This window comes from Oceanicella actignis (genome assembly GCF_900111545.1).
GTDB lineage: Bacteria > Pseudomonadota > Alphaproteobacteria > Rhodobacterales > Rhodobacteraceae > Oceanicella > Oceanicella actignis.
The window spans coordinates 323808-340198 of the sequence record NZ_FOHL01000002.1 but is presented as its reverse complement, the minus strand read 5'-3'; the positions used below and the strand labels follow the sequence as shown (position 1 = coordinate 340198).

At 72.5% G+C, this 16391-nt stretch carries 13 protein-coding genes; 5 read left to right on the top strand and 8 right to left on the bottom strand.

Annotated elements, in window-relative coordinates; translation table 11 throughout:
- Positions 1-71 precede the first annotated feature (71 nt).
- Both BMW67_RS04225 and BMW67_RS04220 read left to right on the top strand, forming a co-directional pair.
- Positions 72-1241, top strand: a complete 1170-nt coding sequence (locus tag BMW67_RS04225) for an efflux RND transporter periplasmic adaptor subunit (RefSeq protein WP_072745796.1) — start codon at positions 72-74, stop codon at positions 1239-1241.
- Positions 1238-4651, top strand: coding sequence for an efflux RND transporter permease subunit (locus tag BMW67_RS04220; protein WP_072745797.1), 3414 nt, complete (start codon positions 1238-1240; stop codon positions 4649-4651). Before BMW67_RS04225 ends, BMW67_RS04220 begins: the two co-directional genes overlap by 4 nt.
- Positions 4652-5046: 395 nt before the next feature.
- Here the strand turns inward: BMW67_RS04220 and BMW67_RS04215 are convergent, their stop codons facing one another.
- Both BMW67_RS04215 and BMW67_RS04210 read right to left on the bottom strand, forming a co-directional pair.
- Positions 5047-6951, bottom strand: a complete 1905-nt coding sequence (locus BMW67_RS04215) for an ABCB family ABC transporter ATP-binding protein/permease (protein WP_083581065.1) — start codon at positions 6949-6951, stop codon at positions 5047-5049.
- A 72-nt stretch (positions 6952-7023) separates the two neighbouring features.
- Positions 7024-8280: a LysM peptidoglycan-binding domain-containing protein gene (locus BMW67_RS04210; protein WP_083581066.1), complete on the bottom strand. Its 1257-nt coding sequence runs from the start codon at positions 8278-8280 to the stop codon at positions 7024-7026.
- Between the two features lie 89 nt (positions 8281-8369).
- On the opposite strand from BMW67_RS04210, the gene BMW67_RS04205 reads away from it, so the two are divergent.
- Positions 8370-8930 carry an LOG family protein gene (locus BMW67_RS04205; RefSeq protein WP_072745798.1) on the top strand — a complete coding sequence of 187 codons (561 nt, stop codon included), beginning with the start codon at positions 8370-8372 and terminating at the stop codon, positions 8928-8930.
- Here the strand turns inward: BMW67_RS04205 and rarD are convergent.
- The 6 genes from rarD to yajC form a co-directional block, all read right to left on the bottom strand.
- Complete coding sequence (gene rarD / locus BMW67_RS04200) at positions 8831-9883, bottom strand: EamA family transporter RarD (RefSeq protein WP_072745799.1); 1053 nt, start codon at positions 9881-9883, stop codon at positions 8831-8833. The two genes, BMW67_RS04205 and rarD, sit on opposite strands and share 100 nt — an antisense overlap.
- A 63-nt stretch (positions 9884-9946) precedes the next feature.
- Positions 9947-10558, bottom strand: coding sequence for a superoxide dismutase (locus BMW67_RS04195; protein WP_072745800.1), 612 nt, complete (start codon positions 10556-10558; stop codon positions 9947-9949).
- Positions 10559-10686: 128 nt separating this feature from the next.
- Positions 10687-11067 carry an Mth938-like domain-containing protein gene (locus BMW67_RS04190; protein WP_072745801.1) on the bottom strand — a complete coding sequence of 127 codons (381 nt, stop codon included), beginning with the start codon at positions 11065-11067 and terminating at the stop codon, positions 10687-10689.
- A gap of 17 nt (positions 11068-11084) precedes the next feature.
- Positions 11085-12053, bottom strand: coding sequence for a protein translocase subunit SecF (secF, locus tag BMW67_RS04185; RefSeq protein WP_072745802.1), 969 nt, complete (start codon positions 12051-12053; stop codon positions 11085-11087).
- A gap of 10 nt (positions 12054-12063) precedes the next feature.
- The gene (gene secD, locus BMW67_RS04180; RefSeq protein WP_072745803.1) at positions 12064-13731 is read right to left on the bottom strand and encodes a protein translocase subunit SecD; all 1668 of its coding nucleotides are present in this window, start codon (positions 13729-13731) and stop codon (positions 12064-12066) included.
- 67 nt (positions 13732-13798) lie between these two features.
- The gene (gene yajC / locus BMW67_RS04175) at positions 13799-14125 is read right to left on the bottom strand and encodes a preprotein translocase subunit YajC (protein WP_072745804.1); all 327 of its coding nucleotides are present in this window, start codon (positions 14123-14125) and stop codon (positions 13799-13801) included.
- Positions 14126-14289: 164 nt separating this feature from the next.
- Between yajC and BMW67_RS15650 the strand changes: the two genes are divergently transcribed.
- Both BMW67_RS15650 and BMW67_RS04165 read left to right on the top strand, forming a co-directional pair.
- Positions 14290-14586, top strand: coding sequence for a hypothetical protein (locus BMW67_RS15650; protein WP_072745805.1), 297 nt, complete (start codon positions 14290-14292; stop codon positions 14584-14586).
- Positions 14583-16292, top strand: a complete 1710-nt coding sequence (locus BMW67_RS04165; RefSeq protein ID WP_072745806.1) for a methyl-accepting chemotaxis protein — start codon at positions 14583-14585, stop codon at positions 16290-16292. The genes BMW67_RS15650 and BMW67_RS04165 overlap by 4 nt, the downstream gene beginning before the upstream one ends.
- The last annotated feature ends 99 nt before the right edge of the window (positions 16293-16391 follow it).

Genomic DNA, 16391 nt, shown 5'->3' with positions numbered 1-16391 from the left:
CCCCGCGCGTGCAGGCCATATTGTGCCCCCGCATGCGCCGCCGCGGCCGCATGCGTCGAACGGAGCTGGTCATGCGCCTTGCACATCTTCTGACCGCCGCGCTGGTCGCGGCCGGGCTTTACTGGTGGGTCGTCGCCACGCCCCCCCGCGGGCAGGAGCCGCCGACCCCCGCCGGCGCCGCCCAGGCCGCCCCCCGCGCCGAGGAGAAGCCGATGCGCGTGGCCGGCTTCCTGTCGCGCGCGCGCCCGGTGGAAAGCGAGATCGCGCTGCGCGGACGCACCGAGGCGCAGCGCCGCGTCGAGGTGCGGGCCGAGACCTCGGGGCTGGTGATCTCGGACCCGCTGCGCGCCGGCGCCGAGGTGCGCAAGGGCGACGTGCTGTGCCGCATCGAGATGGGCGCGCGCGCCGCCCAGCTGGCCGAGGCCGAAGCCGCGCTGGCCAGCGCCGAGGCCGACGACCGCGCCGCGCAGACCCTGTCGCGCAAGGGCTACGCCTCGGACATCGTGGCCGCCGCGCGCCGCGCCCAGCTCGAAGCCGCGCGCGCGCGCCTGGCCGCGATTCGGCGCGACATCGAGAAGCTGGTGATGACCGCGCCCTTCGACGGCTTTCTGGAAACGGACGCGGCCGAGACCGGCGCGCTCCTGCGCAACGGCGACGTGTGCGCGACGGTCATCGCCCTCGATCCCATCAAGCTGGTCGGCTTCGTGCCCGAGGTGGACGTCGACCGCCTGGCCCCCGGCATGGAGGCGCGCGGGCGCCTGGCCTCGGGGCGGCCGCTGGCGGGGCGGATCAGCTTCGTCTCGCGCTCGGCCGATCCGGCCACGCGCACCTTCCGCGTCGAGGTCCAGGCCCCCAATCCCGACGCCGACATCCGCGACGGCATGACCGCCGAGATCGCCGTGCCGCTGACGGGCGAGCGCGCGCACATGCTACCGCAGGCGGCGCTGACGCTGGACGATTCGGGCCGGCTGGGCGTGCGCGTGGCCGAAGGCGGGCGCGCGCGCTTCGTCCCCGTCGAGATCCTGCGCGACGAACCGGTGGGCGTGTGGGTGCGCGGGCTGCCCGACGAGGCCATGGTCATCGTCGTCGGCCAGGAATATGTCGGCGAGGGCCGGCCCGTCCTGGTCACCGAGGTGAGCTGGACGCCCGAGGACGGGGGCGTGGTCTCGCCGCCCGCGCACGCGCTGGCCGGCGACGCCGCGCGCGACGCCGCGGGCGCCGAGGCGGGCGACGCGCGATGACGGGCATGGTCGACTGGGCCGTCGCGCGGGCCCGCATGATCCTGGCCTTCATCGCCCTGTCGCTCGGCGCGGGCTGGATCGCCTATGTCTCGCTGCCCAAGGAGGGCGAGCCGGACATCGACATCCCGATGATCTTCGTCTCGGCGCCCTTCCCCGGCATCTCGGCCGAAGACAGCGAGCGGCTTCTGGTCAAGCCGCTCGAGCAGGAGCTGCGCGGGGTCACAGGTCTCGACAAGATGACCTCCTTCGCGGCCGAGAACTACGCCGGCGTGCTGCTGCAATTCGAATTCGGCTGGGACAAGAGCGCCACCATCGCCGCCGTGCGCGAGGCGGTGGACAAGGCCCGGACCGAGTTCCCCGCCGGCGCCGAAGAGCCCAGCGTCGACGAGTTCAACTTCTCGGAATTCCCGATCCTCGTGGTGGCGCTCTCGGGCGACGCGCCCGAACGCACCATGCTGCGCCTGGCCAAGGACCTGCAGCGCGACATCGAAAGCCTGCCGCAGGTGCTCGAGGCGGGCCTTGCGGGCCAGCGCGACGAGATGCTCGAGGTGGTGATCGACCCGCTCAAGCTCGAGGCCTACGACATCACCGCCCAGGAGCTGACGCGCGTGGTCACCGCCAACAACCGCCTGGTGGCCGCCGGCGCGCTCGAGTCGGGCTCGGGGCAGTTCTCGATCAAGCTGCCCGGCAGCTTCGAGACCCCGCGCGACGTCTACGCCCTGCCGGTCAAGACCAACGGCGACCGCGTGGTGACGCTGGGCGACGTGGCCGCCATCCGCCTGACCTTCGAGGACGCCAAGGGCACCGCCCGCTACAACGGCAAGCCCACCGTCGCGCTGCAGATCGTCAAGCGCAAGGGCCAGCCGGTGATCGACACCGTCGCGGCCGTGCGCGCGCGCGTCGGGCAGGCCGTCGCCGCCTGGCCCGAGCCGTTGCGCCAGGCGGTCAAGGTCAGCTACGCGATGAACGAATCGACCAAGGTGGCCGGCATGGTCAGCCAGCTCGAAGGCTCGGTGCTGACGGCGATCGCGCTGGTGATGGTGGTGGTTCTGGGGGCGCTGGGGCTGCGCTCGGCGCTGCTGGTGGGCTTCGCCATCCCGACCTCGTTCCTCCTGACCTTCGCCTTCATGGCCATCTTCGGCATGTCCATCACCAACATCGTGATGTTCGGCCTGATCCTGGCGGTGGGCATGCTGGTGGACGGCGCCATCGTGGTGGTCGAATACGCCGACCAGCGCATCAAGGAGGGGACCGGCCCCATGCGCGCCTACGCCGAGGCGGCGCGGCGCATGTTCTGGCCCATCGTCTCGTCCACCGCGACGACGCTGTGCGCCTTTCTGCCCATGCTGTTCTGGCCGGGCATTCCGGGGCAGTTCATGGGCAACCTGCCGGTGACGCTGATCTTCGTCCTGTCGGCCTCGCTGGTGGTGGCGCTGATCTACCTGCCCGTCCTTGGCGGCGTCGCCGGACGCATGAGCCGCGCGGTCGAGCGCGCGGGCGCGGGCCTTTGGGCGATGCTGGGGCGCGCGCCGCGCCGCGCGCCGCGGCCCGTTCCGCAGGCGGGCGTGCGCCGCACGCCCTTCGGGCGCTTCACCGCCTTCATCGTCGGCAACCCGGTCATGCCCTTCGTCGCCATCGCGCTGACCTGCGCGGCGGTGTTCTCGGCCTTCACCTGGTATGGCGCGAACAACAAGGGCGTCGAGTTCTTCGTCAAGACCGAGCCCGAGCGCGCCAACGCCTATGTGCGCGCGCGCGGGAACCTGTCGCTGGCCGAGCGCGACCGCCTGGTCAAGGCGGTCGAGGACCTGATCATCGGGGTCGACGGCGTGGCGTCGGTCTTCTCCTTCGCCGGCGAGGGCGGGCTGAACCAGCGCGGCGGCAACAAGCCGCTGGACGCGGTCGGGCAGATCCAGATCGAGCTGGCCCCCTGGGGAACGCGGCGCCCGGGCGACGAGATCCTGGCCGAGATCAACGAGCGCATCTCGATCTATCCCGGCGTCTTCGCCGAGATCGAGCAGCAGCGCCAGGGCCCGCAGCAGGGCAAGCCCGTGCAGCTGCGCCTGACCGGGCAGGACTGGGACGCGCTGCTCGAGGCCGCGCGCATCGCCCGCGCCCGCTTCGAGGCCACCCCCGGCCTTGTCGAGATCGAGGACACGCGCCCCCTGCCCGGCATCGACTGGAAGCTGGACGTGGACGTGGCCACCGCCGGCCGCTTCGGCGCCGACGTCAGCACCATCGGCGCCATGGTCAGCCTGGTGACGCGCGGCGTGCTGCTCGACACCATGCGCCCCGACGACTCGGACGACGAGATCGAGATCCGCGTGCGCTACCCAGAGGATCAGCGCACCCTGTCCACGCTCGACGGCATGCGCGTGCGCACGCCCCAGGGGCTGGTGCCGCTGAGCAACTTCGTCTCGCGCGCGCCCGAGCCCAAGCTGGGCCAGATCCAGCGCTACAACGGCGAGCGCTTCTTCTTCGTCAAGGCCGACGTGGCGCCGGGCGTGAACGCCAACCAGAAGATCGCCGAGCTGAACGAGTGGCTGAAGACCAACCCGCTGCCCGCGGGCGTCTCGGCCGCCTTCGCCGGCGATCAGGAAGAGCAGGCCGAAAGCCAGCAGTTCCTCATGAAGGCCTTCGTCGGCGCGCTGGGGCTGATGTTCGTGATCCTGCTGGCGCAGTTCAACTCGTTCTACAACTCGACGCTGGTGCTGACGGCGGTGGTCATGTCGGTGGCCGGCGTGCTTGTGGGCATGATCGTGATGGAGCAGCCCTTCTCGATCATCATGACGGGAACGGGCATCGTCGCGCTGGCCGGGATCGTGGTGAACAACAACATCGTGCTCATCGACACCTACCAGGAATTCTCGCGCATCATGCCGCCGATCGAGGCCATCGTGCGCACGGCCGAGCAGCGCATCCGCCCGGTTCTGCTGACCACCATCACCACCATGGCGGGCCTGACGCCGATGATGTTCGGCGTGTCGGTCGATTTCCTCAACGGCGGCTACACCATCGACGCGCCGACGGCGCTGTGGTGGAAGCAGCTGGCCACGGCGGTGGTGTTCGGCCTGGGGCTGGCGACGGCGCTAACGTTGATCTTCACCCCCGCCGCCCTGGCCGCGCGGGTGTGGGTCGGGCGCGGGCGCGAGGCGGCGGCGCTGCGGCTGCGGGCCCTGTTCTCGGCGCGCGCGCGGGACGATCTGCGCCTGGCGCGCGCGGCCCGGCGCGCCGGCGCCGGCGATCTGATCTGGAGCGCCGCGGCCCCCCTGGGCGCGGCCGCCATCCGGCCCGACGCGCCCCCCGCCCCCGCCAGGGCGCCGCGCCGCCCGACATCCGAAGCGACCCCGGAAACGACCCCCGAACCGGGGCGCGACAAGGACGGCGGCCCTCCGGCCGAGGCCGCCGAGTAGGCCCGCCAGGACGCGGCCGGGGCGCCGCGCCGCCCCTTGGCGCGGGGGCGGCGGGGAGATCGCCGCCTCGCCGGGCGGCCTCGGCGTCGCAAGCGGCCCGATGGGCCGCCCATCCGCGACGCGACGGCTTGACCCGGGGCGCGCGAAGGAACCCGAGGGGACCCCGGCAGGCGGCTCCGGCATGTCGCCCGAGGCATCGGACGGATCGCCAACCAGGCTGACATCGCGCCGGGCGCCTAATGGCGCCGAGTGCCCAGCCAGGCTGGCATTCCGGCGGGCGCCTCAGGGCGCCGAGTGCGCCGTCCAAAGGCGGCGCGAGGGGTTGAGCCGGCGCGCAAGTGCGCCGGGCGGGTTCTGCATGGCTTGGGCGGCGCGTCGTCGCCGACGCGCCGCGCTCAGCGCGCCTCGTCCGCCGGGGCGGCTTCGGCGTCGCCCTCGCCCTCGCCCTCGCCCTCGCCGCTTTCCTGACGCTTCCACAGCTGCGCGTAGCGGCCGCCGCGGGCCAGCAGCTCGGCATGGGTTCCGCTTTCGACCACCTCGCCGTTCTCGAGCACCACGATCCGGTCCGCATCGACCACGGTCGAAAGCCGGTGCGCCACCACCAGCACCGTGCGCCCCCGGCTCAGCCGCCGCAGGCTGTCCTGGATCTGGCGTTCGGTCTCGGTGTCGAGCGCCGAGGTCGCCTCGTCCAGGATCAGGATCGGCGGATTCTTGAGGATGGCGCGCGCGATCGCCACGCGCTGCTTCTCGCCGCCCGACAGCTTGAGCCCCCGCTCGCCCACCATGGTCTCGTAGCCCTGGGGCAGCGAGGCGATGAAATCGTGGATCTGCGCGGCGCGCGCGGCCTCTTCGATCTCGGCCTGGGTCGCGCCCTCCTTGCCGTAGCCGATGTTGTAGCCGATCGTGTCGTTGAACAGCACCGTGTCCTGCGGCACCACGCCGATGGCGCGGCGCAGGCTGTCCTGCGCGACCTCGCGCACATCCTGCCCGTCGATGGTCACGCGCCCGCCCTGCACGTCGTAGAAGCGATACAGAAGCCGCCCCAGCGTCGACTTGCCCGAGCCCGTCGGCCCGACCACCGCCAGCGTGCGCCCGCCCTCGGCGCGCAGGCTCACGCCCTTGAGGATCGGCCGGTCGGGCTCGTAGCCGAAGCGCACGTCCTCGAAGGCGACCTCGCCGCGGGTCACCTTCAGATCGGGCGCGCCGGGGCGGTCGACGATCTCGGGCGGCTGGTCGAGCAGTTCGAACATCTCGGACATGTTGGTCAGCGCCTGGCGGATCTCGCGATACACCGTGCCCAGAAAGTTCAGCGGCATGGTGATCTGGATGATGAAGGCGTTGACCATCACGAAGTCGCCCACCGTCAGCCGCCCCTGCATCACCCCATGCGCGGCCATCGCCATCACGACGCCAAGCCCGGCGGTGATGATCAGGCTTTGCCCCAGGTTCAGGAAGGCCAGCGAGACGCCCGTGCGCACGGCCGCGCCCTCATACGCCGCCATCGATCGGTCGTAGCGCGCGGCCTCGCGCCGCTCGGCGTTGAAATACTTGACCGTCTCGTAGTTGAGCAGGCTGTCCAGCGCCTTCTGGCTGGCGCTGGCGTCCTGGCGGTTCATCTCGGCGCGGATCTTCACGCGCCATTCGGTCACGGCGAAGGTGAACCAGACGTAAAGCGCGATGGTCGCGGCCACCACCAGGAAATAGCGCAGGTCCAGCTCGACCGCGAACACCGCCGCGACCATGGCCAGCTCGAGCGCCAGCGGGCCGATCGAGAAGACGAGAAAGCGCAGCAGGAACTCGACGCCCTTCACCCCGCGCTCGATGATGCGGCTGAGCCCGCCCGTGCGCCGCGAGACGTGGTAGCGCAGGCTGAGCGCGTGAATGTGCGAGAAGGTCTCGAGCGCCATGCGCCGCAGCGCCCGTTGCGCCACCCGCGCGAACAGCGCGTCGCGCAGCTGGGCGAAGCCCACCCCCATCAGCCGCGCCATCGCATAGGCCGCCACCAGCCCGATCGGACCGACCGCCAGCGCAAAGCCCACGGCCTGGGGCGCGTCGGGCGCCGGCGCCAGCGCATCGACCGCCGCCTTGTAGAAGAACGGCGTCGCCACCGTCGCCACCTTGGCCAGCGCCAGCAGGATCAGCGCCGCGACCACGCGCCGCCGCACCCATGGCGCATCCGCCGGCCACAGATAGGGCGCGACGCGCGCGATGATGCGCAGGCTGGCGCGCCGACGCGCCTTGCCCGAGGCGGGATCTTCGGCCGGGGGCCGGGCGCGCGCAGAGCGGCGGAATGCGGACATGAGGGCGGCTCCTGCCAGAATGCGGGGTTGCGGGCGGCCCGGGGCCGATGGCGCAAAGGAAGGGCGGCGCGCTCAGCGCGGCGCGCCGGGCAGGTCGAACACCTGCCCCGGATAGATCAGGTCGGGGTCGCGGATGCGCGCGCGGTTGGCCTCGTAGATGACCACATAGCTTGCGCCCGCGCCGTAATGCGCGCGGGCGATGCGCCAGAGGCTGGCGCCCGGCTGCACGACCACCTGGCCGGGGGTCAGCGCCTGGGCGGGCTCGCGGCGGAAGGGGGTCTCGAGGCGGCTGCGCACCTTGCCCGCGCGGTCCACCTCATCGACGCGCAAGGTGTAGTCGCCCGGCGCGTCCAGCGCGTCGAGCTGCGCGCTCCACGCGCCGGCGCCGTCCACCGCCGCGTCGCCCAGATGCGCGCCGTCGGCGTAGACGCGCGCGACCGCGCCCGGGCTGCCCCTGCCCGAGACGGTGACCGCGCCCTTCTCGTCATAGCTGACGAGGTCGAGCGTCACCGCGCCGTCGGCCGGCGCCTGCGGCTGCACAAGTCGCGCGCCCTCGGGGCCGAGCGCGACCACCGCGGGCGCAGCCTCGGCCTTCGCGGGGGGCGGCGTCGGGGCGCCGCCCGCGACCGCCGCCGGCTCGGCGCCGGGCGCGCCCGCGCGTGGCGCGTCCTCGCGGCCGGGGGCGGCGGGGGCCGAGGGGGCCAGAACGATCACCTCCTGCGCGCCGGTCGCGGCCGTCCCGTCCGGGCCGAAGGCGCGCAGGCCCAGCCGCAGCGCCCCGCCGGGCGCGCGGACGGGCAGATCGGCCATCAGCACGAAGGCGCCGTCGGCGCCGGCGCGCGCGCGGGCCACGGGCGCGCCGTCGGCCGTCAGCTCGACCTCGGCGCCCGGCGCGGCGCGGCCGGCGATCAGCGCGGCGCCGTCGGGCTCGACGCGCGCGATGTCGAAGCTGGGCGCGGCGGCGGCTACGCGCCCTTCGGCCGGCACGGCCTCGGACCCCGTGGCCAAGGTCGAAGCCGGGGCCGATTCAGCGGCGGACTGATCGGGGGCGGGAGCGCTGGCCGGAGCCGGCGCCGGCGCGGCGGGCGATGCCGCGCCCGGTTCGGGGCCTGGTCCGGGACCCGGTTCGGCGGCGGGCGCGGCGGCCTTTTCGGGCGCCGCCGCGCGCTCGGGCGCGGACGCGGTCTCGACGGCCGAAGGCGCGCCCCCGGCCGGCCTGTCCGGCGCGGCCAGGCGCAGTTCGGGCGGCGCGCAGCCGCGCAGCCCCGCCGCGCCAACCGCCGCCAGCGCCGCCAGGACGACCGTCGCCCGCAGCGCGCCCCGTCTCATCGCGCCCTCATCGTCTGGAAAACCTTCATGACACCGATATATAGTCGCCGCCGCGCGCCGGCAATCGGCGCCCTTCGCGGAGCCTCCCCATGACCGACAGCCCTGCCCTTTCCATCTGCGTCTATTGCGGCTCGCGCATGGGCGACGACCCCGCCTATGCCGAGGCCGCGCGCGCCTTCGGCGCCGCCCTGGCGCGGCGCGGGCACCGTCTGGTCTATGGCGCGGGAGATGTGGGCCTGATGGGCGAGGTCGCCCGCGCCGCGCAGCAGGCGGGCGGCTGGACGCTTGGCGTCATCCCCGAGCATCTGCGCGCGCGCGAGGTGGGCAAGGCCGATCTTTCGGCGCTCATCGTCACCGAGACCATGCACGAGCGCAAGAAGGTGATGTTCATGAACGCCGACGCGGTCGTCGCCCTGCCCGGCGGCGCCGGAACGCTGGACGAGCTGTTCGAGGCGCTGACCTGGCGCCAGCTGGGCCTGCACCGCAAGCCGATCGTGGCGCTGAACGTGGCGGGGTTCTGGGATCCGCTGCTGGCGCTGATCGCGCATCTTCACGCGCGCGGGTTCTGCGGCGCGGACGTGCCGGCCTCGCTGGCCGCCGCGCCCGACGCCGAGGCCGCGCTCGACCTGGTCGAGGCGCAGGCGCGCTGAAGCTCGGCCACCGCGCGGCGCGCGCGCCGCTCCTGCGCCAGCCCGTCACGGGTGTAGATCGCCAGGCCAAGCCAGATCAACGCCAGCGCCGGACCATGCCAGGGGCTTAGCGGCTCGGCGAAAAGCAGCGTTGCGCAAAGGAATTGCAGCGTCGGATTGAGGTAGCTGATCAATCCCACCGTCGCATAGCGCAGCCGCCGCGCCGCCAGCGAGAACAGGATCAGCGGCGCGCCCGTCAGCACGCCCGAAAAGGCCAGCATGGCGCTGTCGCGCCAACCCTCTGCGAACAGGCCGCCCGGCTTGCCCGTGAAGTCGCTCCACCCCCACAGATGCGCCCCCGCCAGCCACAGCGCCGCGATCGGCGCCAGCAGCGCGACCTCGGCCGCCACGCCCGCGATCGGCCCGACGGAAAGTCCCTTTTTTGCAATGCCGTAGAGGCCAAAGCTGAAAGCCAGCGCGAGGGCGATCCAGGGCGGGCGCCCGATCCCCCAGGTCAGCAACCCCGTCGCCGCCAGCGCCAGCGCCAGCGCCGCCGCCTGGGCGCGGTTGAAGCGCTCGCCCAACCACGCCGCGCCAAGCCCCGCCGCCACGAGCGGAAAGATGTAATAGCCGAGGCTGGCCTCGACCGCGCGCCCCGACTGCACCGACCAGATGAACAGCAGCCAGTTGACCGAGATCATCGCCGCCGCGAAGGCCAGCGCCCGCGCCGAGGCGCACTCGGCCAGCGCGCGCAGCGCCTCGGGGCCGCGCCCGCTCAGCGCCGCGAAGCCGCCGATGAAGAACAGGCTCCAGAGCGTGCGATGCGCCAGGATCTCGATCGGCGGCACATGCGAGAGCGCCTTGTAGTAGATCGGCGACAGCCCCCAAACCGTGGCCGCCGCCACGATCGCCGCCGCCGCCGCGCCGGGGCGCGGAGGCTGGGCGTCGCGTCGCCGACTCGTGCCCGCGCTCATGGCCGTCCTCGCAAGAAAGGCCCCCGCGATGGGCGGGGGCCTTGCGTCTTTGCGCCGTCCGCGTCAGCCGCCGGCGGCGGCCAGACGCTCGGCGACGTTCTCCCAGTTCACCAGGTTCTCGAGGAAGTTCTGCAGATAGGCCGGACGCCGGTTGCGGTAGTCGATGTAATACGAGTGCTCCCACACGTCGCAGCCCAAGAGCGCGGTCTGGCCGAAGCAGAGCGGGTTCACGCCGTTCTCGGTCTTGGTGACCTTGAGCGCGTCGCCCTCCTTGACCAGCCAGCACCAGCCCGAGCCGAACTGCGCGGCGCCGGCGGCGGCGAACTCTTCCTTGAACTTCTCGACCGAGCCGAAGGCATCCTTGAGCCGGGCTTCGAGCTCGGACGGCATCGCGCGGCCCTTCGGCCCCATCATCTGCCAGAACTGGGTGTGGTTCCAGTGCTGGGCGACGTTGTTGAAGATGCCGTTCTGGGCGACCGCGCCGGGCTGGTAGTTGCCGCGGATGATCTCCTCGATCGGCTTGCCTTCCCACTCGGTGCCGGCGACCAGCTTGTTGCCGTTGTCGACATAGGCCTTGTGGTGGATGTCGTGGTGGTATTCGAGCGTCTCGCGCGACATGCCAAGATCGGCCAGCGCGTCATGCGAATACGGAAGATCGGGAAGTTCGAAAGCCATCTTGGTCCTCCTCGGAGCGTTGTCGTCTTGAGCGGGCGCTGCGGAATCGGGCCGCGCCCCCGTCGCTCATCTAGTCCGACAAAAAGCGGATGGAAGCAAAAGGTTTCAACCCTTTCCCATCCGGCGGATCAAACGGGCAGGAGCGCCGCGGCCACCCGGCGCCCCTCGGCCAGCAGCACGTTGTAGGTGCGGCAGGCGGCGCCGGTGCCCATGATCTCGACGCCGATGCCGGCCTGCTCGAGCGCGGCGCGCGCCTCGTCCGGCAGGGGCGCGACGTCGGCGCCCATGCCGACCAGAAGAACGTCGATCTCGGCCGCCTCGGCCAGGACGGGCGCGAAGACCTCGCAGCTCAGCTGCGCGGCGGCGGCGGGCGCCTCGGGCCAGGGGCGCGGGCCCGAGGGCAGCAGCGCCAGCGCCCCCTCGTAGCGCGCGCCGCCGACGCGAAAGCCGCCGGCGCCATAGGCGTCGATGGGCTGGCGGTCCTCGAAGTCGATCTCGGTGATGCGCATCGCGCCCTCCGCTGCGCTCAGACCTGCGCGCCGTTGAAGTTCACCCCCGTCGGCCCCTTGGCCGCGCCGCCGGCGCCGCCCGACCAGTCGCGCTTGACGTCAAGGCGCAGCACCGCCGCCGCGGCGATGAAGATCGACGAGTAGGTGCCCACCACGATGCCCCAGATCATGGCGAAGGTGAAGCCGCGCATGGTCTCGCCGCCAAGGAAATACAGCGCCAGCAGCGCCAGGAGCGTGGTGCCCGAGGTCATCAGCGTGCGGCTCAGCGTCTCGCCGATGGACAGGTCCAGCAGCTTGTCGAGGGGCATCTCCTTGTATTTGCGCAGGTTCTCGCGCACGCGGTCGAACACGATCACCGTGTCGTTGAGCGAATAGCCGACGATGGTCAGCAGCGCCGCGATGGTCGACAGGTTGAACTGCAGCTGCAGCGCCGAGAACACGCCCATGGTCAACACCACGTCATGCACCAGCGCGATCACCGCGCCCAGCGAGAACTGCCACTCGAAGCGCAGCCAGATATAGACCAGCACCGACAGCACCGACAGCGCCACCGCCAGCGCCCCCTGCACGATCAGCTCGCCCGAGACCTTGGGGCCGACCACCTCGACGCGGCGGATCTCGACGCCGGGGATCTCGGCCTCGAGCGCCTCGCGCACGCGCTTGACGGTCTGCATCTGGTCGCCCTCGGCGTCCGAGGGCTGGGCCTCGACGCGCACGAGGATGTCGCGCGGGTCGCCGAACTCCTGCACCTGCACGTCGCCCAGCCCCAGCGCGCCGACCGCCGCGCGCACGCGCGCGATCTCGGCCGGCTGCGGGGTGCGGGCCTCGATCATCGTGCCGCCGCGAAAGTCGATGCCGAAATTCAGCCCCGCCGTGAAGAGCAGCACGATCGAGGCCAGCACCGCCGCCGCCGACAGCGTCACCGCAAGGCGCGTCCAGCGCATGAAGGGAAAGCGGACCTCGTCGGGAACCAGCTTGAGTCTCATTGCGCGCTCCTCAGACGGTCAGCGTTCGGGGACGCCGGGCGGCGAACCAGATCGAGATGATGAGCCGCGTCACCAGCACCGCGGTGAAGACCGAGGTCAGGATGCCGATGCCCAGCGTGACGGCGAAGCCCTTGACCGGGCCCGAGCCCATGGCGAACAGGATCACCGCCGCGATCAGCGTGGTGACGTTGGCGTCCACGATGGCCGAGAAGGCGCGCTCGTAGCCCAGCTCGATGGCGCGGGCGGGGCCCTTGCCGGCGCGCAGCTCCTCGCGGATGCGCTCGAAGATCAGCACGTTGGCGTCCACCGCCATGCCCACCGTCAGCACGATGCCGGCGATGCCGGGCAGCGTCAGCGTGGCCCCCAGCGCGCTGAGCGCGCCGATCAGCATGGCCAGGTTGAACATCAGCGCGATGTCGGCGAAGACGCCGAACAGGCCGTAGGCCAGCACCATGAAGACCAGCACGGCGACGAAGGCGACGACCACCGCCCGCTCGCCGGCGGCGATCGAGTCCGCGCCCAGATCGGGCCCGACGGTGCGTTGCTCGAGCACCTTGATGCGCGCGGGCAGCGCGCCGGCGCGCAGCAGGATCGCGAGGCGCGTGGCGCTTTCGACGGTGAACGAGCCCGAGATCTGCCCGGCGCCGCCGGTGATCGGCTCGCGGATCACGGGGGCGGTGATGACCTTGCCGTCCAGCACGATGGCGAAGGGCCGCCCGACATTGGCCGCCGTCACCTGGCCGAAGCGGCGCGCGCCGGCGGTGTCGAAGCGGAAATTGACCACCGGCTGGCCGGTCTGCTGGTCGAAGCCGGGCTGCGCGTCGGTCAGCCGGTCGCCGGTGATGAGCGCCTCGCGCTCGAGAATGTAGAAGCGCTGGGGATCGTCCGCGTCGGGAACCTTGATCTTTCCCGGGCCCGGGCGCGTGTTGGCGTCGGCCGAGGCGCTGTCGACCAGGTGGAAGGTCAGCTTGGCCGTGGTGCCGATCAGCGCCAGCACCTCTTCGGCCGAGCCGACGCCGGGCACCTGCACCAGGATGCGGTCGCGGCCCTGACGCTGGATGGTGGGCTCGCGCGTGCCGGCGGCGTCGATGCGGCGGCGGATGATCTCGAGCGACTGCGCCATGGTCGACTCGTCGATCTGGCGGCGCGCGGCCTCGGTCAGGCGCACCGCCACCTCGTCGCCCTGGGCCTCGACCTCGATGTCGGGCCCGCCGGCGCCCAGAAGCCCGCCGCCCACCGGCGTCGCCAGCGCCTCGAGCGCCTTGACCGCGTGCGGCATGCCCGCCGGATCGTTCAGGCGGATGCGCAGCTCGGGGCCGCCCTGATCGACGCGGCGAAAGCCGCCGATCAGGTCGCGGATCTCGCGCAGCGCCTTGCGCGCCTCGGGCCAGAGCGCGTCCATGCGCTCGGCATAGACGTCGGCCAGCTCGACCTCGACCAGCAGATGGGCGCCGCCGCGCAGGTCCAGCCCCAGATTGACCAGCCCCGAGGGCAGCCAGGCGGGCCACAGCGCCGCCTGTTCGGCCAGCCCCGGATCGGTCCGGCCCGCCTCGAGCGCCTTGCGCGCATCATTGGCGCGCTCGACCCGGTCGTAGAACAGGTTCGGCAGCGAGAACAGCACGCCCGCAAGGCATGCCAGGATCACGACCGCCTTCTTCCAGGCAGGGAAATAAAGCATGGGCGCCTTTCCTGAACGACGCGCGGCCCAACGCGCGGGCGCCGGGCCGCCAGATCGAGGCGCGGCCTCAGGCTTCCTTCGCCGGCTCGGTGCGCGAAACCACCGTGGCGATGGTGTTCTTGACCACGCGCACGCGCACGCCGTCGGCGATCTCGGCCTCGACCTCGTCGTCCTTGACCTTGACCACCTTGGCGATGATGCCGCCCTGGGTGATGATCTGGTCGCCGCGGCGCAGCGCGGCCAGCATCTCGCGGTGCTCCTTGGCGCGCTTCTGCTGCGGACGGATCAGGAAGAAGTAGAAGATCACGAAGATCAGGATCAGCGGGATGAAGGAGCCGAAGCCCCCCATCGGCGCGCCGCCCGCCGCCTGGGCGTAGGCCGGGGTCACGAACATGGTCTCTCCATATGCCGGGGGCGCTCGGGCCCCGCTTGCTTGAACTCGGCCGGACTATAGCCCCGGGCGCGGCCGATGCAAGGCGCGCCGCGTTAGCGCGCCCTTAAGGAAAGCGCGCTTAGCTGAGCGCGCAACCCGCCCACGCCCCTGTGCCGGAGCCCGCCATGCGCGCAAGCCTGATCGCCGCCGCGTCCGTCGCCATCGCCCTCGCCGCGCCGCTGGGCGCGCTGGTGGCGGCGCCGACGCCCGGCTCCGGCCCCTACGTCGCCGTCGTGCCGCCCTGGCGCGACGCGGACGCGGTCATCGCCAGGGCCGGCGGGGCGCCGCTTCTCCCCTTCCGGGCGCCCTTCGGGGCCTTGGTCGAGGGCGGCCCGGACCTGCCTCGCCGCCTCGTGGCGGCGGGCGCCTGGACGGTCCTCGACGGCGCGACGCTCGCCATGATCTGTGGAGTTTCCAAATGACGCACCCATCCGATTCCTCCTTCGCCGCCGGTCAGGAGCGGGCGGCGCGCAAGCTGGCCACCGCCAACTGGGCGCATGCGGCGCTGCTGCCCGCGATCGCCTGGATGGCCGGCGGCCCCGCGCTGTGGGTCGGCGCGGCGGCCGTCGCGCTCTGCCTCATGGCCGAGGGCGCGGCGCGCGTGGGCGGGCCGGCCGGCCGCGCGGCGCTGGCGCTGGCGATCATGGGCCAGGCCTGCGCGCTGGTCGCGGCCTTCACGGGCCATCCGTGGCAGATCGACGCGCACATGTATTTCTTTGCGCTCCTCGCCGCGCTCTCGGCCATGGCCGACGCGCGCGCCCTGCTGGCGGGCGCCGGTCTGGCCGCGGTCCATCACGCGGTCTTCGCGCTTGCCGCGCCTCAGCTCGTCTTCCCGGGATCGGCCGATCTTGCGTCCACTCTTGCCCGCGTGGGCGTGCACGCGGCGATTCTGGTCATCGAGACGATCGTCCTCGTCCTTGCCGCGATCGACCGCAAGGCGCTGCATGAAAGCGCGCAGCGGGCGCAGGCCGAAGCGGCCGAGCAGGCGCGCGCCGCCCAGACCGCGCATGAAGAGGCTCGCGCCGCCGAAGCCCGCGACGCCGCCCGCCGCGCCCAGATGCTCGAAACGCTCGAGAAGGAATTCTCGGCCGCGGTCGCGCGCGGCCTCGAGGGCGACCTTGGGGCAAGGATCAAGGCGCGCTTCGACGAAGAGACGCTGAACAAGCTGGCCGAGGGCCTCAACCAGCTCTACGCCGAGATCGACGGCGTGTTCGAGGACATCGAGACCCAGGCCGAGGCGATGGCCGCCGGCAACCTGAACGCGCGCATGGAGCGCCCGCGCCGCGGCCGTTTCGAAACCCTGCGCAACACCCTGAACCGCACCGCCGAGCGGCAGCGGGCCATGATCGCCGAGATCGTCCAAACCGTCGCCGCCGTCCGCGACGCCTCGCAGGAGATCGAGCAGTCGGCCACGGGCACCGCCCGCCGCGCCGAGGAGAACGCCGCCTCGCTCGAGGAGATCGCCGCCGCGATGGAAGAGATGGCCGCCTCGGTCGCCTCGAACGGCGCGCGCCTCGACGAGGCCGAGGGCATGGTGCGCGACGCCGCCTCGGCCGCCGAAACCGGCGAGCGGCGCATCGCCGACGCCATCGGCGCCGTGCGCCGCATCGAGGACGGCTCGGCGCGCATCGCCTCGATCATCGACGTCATCGAGGCGATCGCCTTCCAGACCAACCTGCTGGCCCTGAACGCGGCGGTCGAGGCCGCGCGCGCCGGCGAGGCGGGCAAGGGCTTCGCCGTCGTCGCCACCGAGGTGCGCGCCCTGGCCCGCCAGTCGTCCGACGCCGCGCGCGACATCTCGGCGCTGATCTCGGAAAGCTCGGCCAGCGTCGCCGACGGCGTGCGTCTGGTTGGCGAAACCGGCGACACCCTCAAGCTGATCGCCGAGCGCGTGCGAGGCCTCGCCTCCACCGTCAGCGCCATCGCCGAAGCCGGCCGCGAGCAGACCGCCAGCGTCGCCGCCACCTCGGCCTCGGTCTCGCGTCTCGATCAGGCCACGCAGGCCGACGCCGCCGAAGCGGAAAAGGCCGCCCGCGCCGCGCGCCATGTGCGCACCGAGGCGACGTCGCTGTCCGAGCTGGTCTCGGCCTTCGATCTGGGGGCCGGCGGCCGCGCGGCGGCCGCCTGACCGGCCCGCCCCCGCCGCGCGCCGGCGCGGCGGGGCTCTTTTACATTCGCGTCCGTTCGGGCATAACCGCGGCTCTCAGGAAACCACCGGAAACGCGAG